Raw genomic sequence first — 6,032 nt, 5'->3', positions numbered from 1 at the left:
TAAAGCAAACAGCAGAAACTAGTAGTCAACTAATACTATAGCGCAAGCAGGTTAATATCGAGTGTCGCTGCTCTGCAGGCTGCGGAAGACGCTCGATGTGATGATCGTTATGCTATAATGCACAATCCCATCGTTTTATTAACAGTATTCAGGTTCAATCGATATGTCTGCCAATTAAGAGAAAGGTTGGCGCAAATGAGAATCACTGCTGCGATGACAATTTGTTCTCTATGTATCATCTCATTGGAATGTATCAATGCAGAGGAGCAACAAAGAGAACCGTTGATTATAAACAAACCGTTTCGCATCTTTAATACTGGTCATAAGAAATCTGTCTTAGGAATAGCATTCTCCCCTAATGGAAAGCTATTAGCTTCAGCTAGCGATGTCGCTCAATTAAGGGATCTTTCAACGGGTAAGGTTTTGATGACGATTGTCGGAAGTGATGTGGGCTACTTCGATGTGAAGTTCGCACCAGATGGCAAAACACTTGCATTGCCTGGGTTTTACGGCAACATCCAGATCTGGAATGTGAAAACTAACAAGATACATGCATTGCTTAAAGGTCATGACGGCCGAGTATTTTCAGTTGATTACAATTCTAATGGAAAATTTTTGGCTTCGGGAGGTGGACCCAATGGCATGCCAGGGCAGATGAAGGTTTGGAAGCTGGCAACTGGGAATGAGGTCACGGATTTAGACAAGGAGCACCCCGCTTTCGTTAATTCTGTTGCGTTTTCGCCAAATGGTAAGATTTTGGCATCAGCTAGCAGGAATTTAGTGAGATTTTGGAACGTTGAAACTGGCGTGTTAATGAAGACATTTCAGTTGAAAGAAACAAATAAAAAACTACATATATTTGCATTGGCATTTTCTCCTGATGGAAAACTACTTGCAGCTGGTGGTTCAAATACAGAAATATATGTGTGGGATTTAAAGACTGGCTCATTGAAATATCGTCTTTCAGGACACGCTGATAATATTACATCACTAGCTTTCGCTCCCGATGGAAAATCACTCGCGTCTGCTGGTAGTTACGATCACACTGCAAGAATATGGAATCTTATATCGGGCAAACTTGTCGTTACATTCAAAACACTGAAAGAAGATGTAGATTGTGTTGCATTTTCACCTGACGGGAAGCTTCTGGCTGCCGGTGGGGGGGGCGCTGCGATTGGAGATCCAGGTATCGTATTTCTGTGGAAAGTTCCTAGTTCGGCTGTCACAAATTGATCTTGCCTTTAGCGATGTATTTTTGGGCAAACTTTTGCATTAGTTTGCATTACATAACATGAGTTCAATGGAGGTTGAGCGATGGATCGCAAATTTACACAACAAAAGCGGGATTTGGAGCGGGAGTGTCAGGTTTCACATTAAGTGTTCTCTTCCGCTACAAAGCGACTGGAACGATTCATGGAACCGTTTCTAACGAACTATCGTCGGCATGAATAAGCGGCCCATGCGACGACAGTTGTGTGAGGTCCCTGCTCAGCTTGCAGTATATCAAGGGCGATTCAAATCGTTCCCCATTCAGTCGGAAACGCATTTCTGATAGTGATACGTTACGTTGAACGGAACCCGCTACCTGCTGTTAATAAACTGTGCCAGTCATTTGGAGGATCACCAGTCCTTATGATGTGGATAAATTTTCTTAGAATGATAGATCGAGTCTTACAATGTTTGTTCAAATCCACCGCGGATAAAACGCGGACAATATGGGACATTCAAATGCCCTGTAAGTAAAATGTAAACAAAACATCAAAGCGACATAAACAGAAGGAATTAAATAGAGATAAAGCAAAAACAGCCTGTTTTCATAGAGTTGGAATTAACCAACTCACTAGATTCAGGTTCTATGTCCGTAAAGGACGTGGAGGTTCGAATTCTCTCTTGGGTACTCTAACGATGAAAATGGTTTGGCCTGCATTACTTACACTGAAAATGTTTGTTGTAAATTATTCGCGTTTTTTAAGTGTCACCAAAAACGTCACCAACTTCCGCATCCAAACCCCAATCGAACGCTCATCAACTGGTAATTAAGAGAGGTGACTTCATTCAAAAACTCTGCATACATAGCGATTAGTGTTTGATTGATTATTGATGACCGCGTTCTCGCTCACTTCTAATCCGTAGGTCGGAGGTTCGAATCCTCCCGGGCGTATTTCTAAAGCCATAACTCATATCGGGTTGTGGCTTTACTTCTTTTGTCTATCCTGTCTGTTCTCTGGCGTGCTACGTAGATTTGGCTTGTACTCTGACAAAGGTAGTTCTCATCCCTGATGGATTTTATGGTCTTGTCGTGTCCCCAAATATGTCACCAGTCACAAGACTTAGGAGCCTACGTTTTGAATCGCGCTTCGTGGGATGCTTCGTGAACTCGCATTAGGCAAACGCTCGAACTCTTCCAGGTTGATAGGGAGGCCCTTTCATGATGTGCTGCGGATTAATCATGAATACACCGTCATATTAAAGTGGATATTTCACCGTCTCTCTTTAGGAGTCTCAATCACGGGACGCGGTTACCTCATACGTTCCTTCAAAGATCGCCCGGTTTACAATCCAGACATCTTCTGGGTATTCCACATTTTTGTCGGCTTCGTTTTTGACCAGATAATCATCGGGTTGGCCCGTGAGCTCTCCCCAGCTTGCGATGACCTGGAAGGCGTGTTTGATTTGGACGGCCAATACGCCGGCTGCCTCTGGTTTGGGAGAGAACTTAATCCAGCCTGCGTTGTCATGCTCCTCGGTCGCTTCATATTTTGAGAACAGTGTTTTTGCTTTTTGGGGCCAGGTATCCCCCGATTCGCCGCGACAGAGATAGTCACCTGCTTTAGCGATCAGCTCGCCTTCCAGTGTCGAGACACTTTGGTCATCTGTAACCTCTTGAGCCCACAGACATTTCGTTTTACGCGCGGCAAACCATGAGTTGGCACGATTCACTTCATCAAGAAGTTCTTTGTTGGGATGATTCATACTCATACTTTATATGATCTGCATCAGGATGCAATCTGTGGGTCGAAGTTAATTCGGTCTAGTTCAAAAACCGGGGGAAGAAATATTGCGGAAGCTCAGGGAGACCAGCCATTCATGGTTTTCAGTCGCCATGACTTCCTCTGCATGGGCAATCGCGTGTTTTAATTCGTCGATGGAGTTCGCTGCTTCTGCTTCTGCAACAATCTGCTTGAGTACCCGCGACATATGTTCGCTACGGGTGGCGATCCGATCATGCTCCAGCATGTTGCCGACCGCGTGAACCGCAGCCCCCCACGCTGGCAAGATGATCGCGAGAAACGTAATTCCCAAGCCGGCTAATTCTTCAATACCAGCAGCATGTTGTTGGACGTCGGAATGATGATCGGGATGACCAACGCCCCAGAGATGCAGAACCGCCATCAATAAAGTGGCACCGAATAAAGTCGATCCGATCATATGATTTTTGTGAGCACTTCCTCGTTTTCGACCGACATTTCCTGCATGCCAGTTGGCTTGACTGTCGATCCAGCCGTCAATCAGGTATCGCTTAAGGTGATCTAATTGGGAATCGTGCGAAATTTCTTGCCGGACTTCTTCAATTAAGGGCCGATAGGTATCGATGAACCAGTTATCCGGGCAGCGATAAAAGGGCAGCCTCTCGCTTGCGACGACCCGTTGATCCGTTTGATAATCTTTCAGCATCGAGGTAAACAGATGGGTGCGCAGCCATTCGGAAAAATGCCGATTGTTTAACCATTTTTCATGCCAGGCTTCATTGCGGGCGATTCGCATTAATCCCAACGCAGCGAGCATCGCGGCAATCTCGAACGAAATGATCCATAACTGATCAGGAAAAAACAAAATCTGAGCCGCCACAATGGAGACCGCCAACGCGGAAAACCGGAAGAGCCATTTCGCCGAAAGCATGTACAGCCTCTGGTACACGGCCGCCAGATGGTCAGCGCGAGCATAAATGGGCAGCAATTTTTCAATCAGGGGCTGAATACTTTCTTCTGATAAACCTGCTTTGACTGCTGATTTTCGCAGCTCTTTGGTGTGTGAGACGATACTGGCTTTGATCGCATCCGAATTCTCCGCAGGATCGCGATGATAGGCGGCTAAACAATGAAAGCGGCGCGACCACCCGACTGCATGTTGTGGGAGTGGACTGGTATTTATTTCAAGTGCGGCGAATTCACTCAGCCCCTCCCCTGCACTCTCAGGAATGGACAAAGAAGTCAATAAACAGGCCGACTGCTCAGTCGCTGATGGATTGATCCAGACAATATGACCACCTTGTTTTAAAGCACCTTCGATGAACGCGATGTTTTCCTCTCGCTCAAGATTTCCATCCCAGATCAGTATCAATATTTCACTGAAATCAAGCACCCAGCATTCCGCCAAAGAGGACGCATGCGGTTCGGGATCTTGTGAAGTTCCAACGTTCGTTCCAGGCCAGGTAACTGAATGGATCGTGCTGGATTTGTTTTTGAAGTTCTCTGTGATTTGGTCTACGATATTCTGGGTATTGGAACACTGCTCGCTAAACAGGAACTTCCATGCGACGGGTGTTTGTCGGGAGCCACAAATGCGTCGAGGCGGCACGGGAATCTCATAGCCGAACCCTTTCAAAACAGGGCGTGCGATTTTTGCGAGCCAGGTATCACATCTTTGCAAGAACGTTTTCGGAGAACCTGTTTTTCCGCTGGGACATTCCATAGCCGATTGAAGCGTTGTCTCGATCTGTTCTACGACGTTCGAAACAGCATCATGAGTCGCATCATCACAGTGGTTCGAACGATCCAACACACCAATACACAATTCATAAGGGCGATTTTCAGGCTGATCGTTATTTGTGTTCATTTTTATCTCGCTGAGGATATTTTTTGTTTAATAGTTCATCGTGGAAACAATCGTCATCTATTACCTACCGAATACCTGATCCAGTTGTGCTAACAATTGCGCGATCGGTGGATCGAGATGCATCCCCAAATCACGCATCCGTCTGAGAGTTTTATGACATTTTCCATTCCATTCGTTTTCACTTACCACATCTCCGTTCTCGTGATAAATACTTGCCTGCTTGTAATAAGAAACCACCAAATCTTTTTGCCAGTCCGCGTTCGTCGGGTCCTGAGACGCTAGACGTTCACGAACTGTGAATGATTCCTGGTAGGCCTGTAGCGCCCCGGTCGCATCTCCGATCGCAAGTAATAGGTCTCCTACTCTTTCTTGACTGAATGAGAGATCTCGCTGCCAATCGGCATTGGTGGGGTCCTGCGATGCTAGACGCTGACGAATGTTGAGGGATTCCCGGTAGACCTGACTCGCTCCAGTCGCATCACCCTGGGCGAGTAATATGTCTCCTACCTTGTTATGGTTGACTGAGAGATCTCGCTGCCATCTGACATTGGTTGGATCCTGCAAAGCCAAACGCTCAGTGATACCCTGGGCGTCTTGATAGGCCTGTAGCGCTTCGGTCGCATCACCGTGCGCAAGTGACAGGTCTCCTATTCTTTCTTGACTGACTGAAAGATCTCGCTGCCAATCTCCATTGGTGGGGTCCTGCGATGCTAGACGCTGACAAATGTCGAAGGATTCTTGATAGGCCTCTAGCGCTCTGGTCAAATCACCGTGTGCGAGTAATACATCTCCCATCGTAATGTGGTTGATAGAAAGATTTCGCTGCCATTCGGTATTGGTGGGGTCCTGCGATGCCAAGCGTTGACGAATGCTAAGGGATTTTCGATAGGTCTGTAGCGCTCCGGTCGTATCCCCTTGAGCGCGTAATACGTCTCCTACTCTCTCCAGGCTGACTGAGAGATTCCGTTGCCTTTCGGTATTGGTGGTGTCCTGCGATGCCAGGTCTTGACGAATGCTGAGGGATTCCCGATAGGTCTGTAGCGCTCCGGTCGTATCGCCTTGAGCGCATAATACGTCTCCTACCCTATCCAGGCTGACTGAGAGATTCTGCAGTCGTCCATCATTGGTGGTGTCTTGCGACGCCAGGTCTTGACGAATGCTGAGGGATTCCCGATAGGTCTGTAGCGCTCCGGTCG

The 6,032-nt window shown here is 46.8% G+C and carries 4 protein-coding genes; 1 reads left to right on the top strand and 3 read right to left on the bottom strand.

From position 1 onward, the window contains the following. Positions 1-195 precede the first annotated feature (195 nt). A complete protein-coding gene (locus Q0668_RS03415; protein ID WP_298859946.1) occupies positions 196-1,233 on the top strand; it encodes a WD40 repeat domain-containing protein in 1,038 nt (345 codons plus the stop codon). A 1,269-nt stretch (positions 1,234-2,502) separates the two neighbouring features. On the opposite strand, the gene Q0668_RS03410 is transcribed toward Q0668_RS03415, so the two are convergent. From Q0668_RS03410 to Q0668_RS03400, 3 genes are all read right to left on the bottom strand, one after another. After that, the gene (locus tag Q0668_RS03410) at positions 2,503-2,973 is read right to left on the bottom strand and encodes a hypothetical protein (protein WP_298859944.1); all 471 of its coding nucleotides are present in this window, start codon (positions 2,971-2,973) and stop codon (positions 2,503-2,505) included. A 63-nt stretch (positions 2,974-3,036) separates the two neighbouring features. After that, positions 3,037-4,836 carry a hypothetical protein gene (locus tag Q0668_RS03405; RefSeq protein WP_298859942.1) on the bottom strand — a complete coding sequence of 600 codons (1,800 nt, stop codon included), beginning with the start codon at positions 4,834-4,836 and terminating at the stop codon, positions 3,037-3,039. A 60-nt stretch (positions 4,837-4,896) separates the two neighbouring features. Beyond that, on the bottom strand, positions 4,897-6,032 hold a 1,136-nt coding region (locus Q0668_RS03400), incomplete at its 5' end, for a lipopolysaccharide assembly protein LapB (RefSeq protein WP_298859940.1).

The sequence above is a fragment of the uncultured Gimesia sp. genome, from assembly GCF_937910335.1.
GTDB lineage: Bacteria > Planctomycetota > Planctomycetia > Planctomycetales > Planctomycetaceae > Gimesia.
This window is presented reverse-complemented; position numbering and strand designations above follow the sequence as displayed.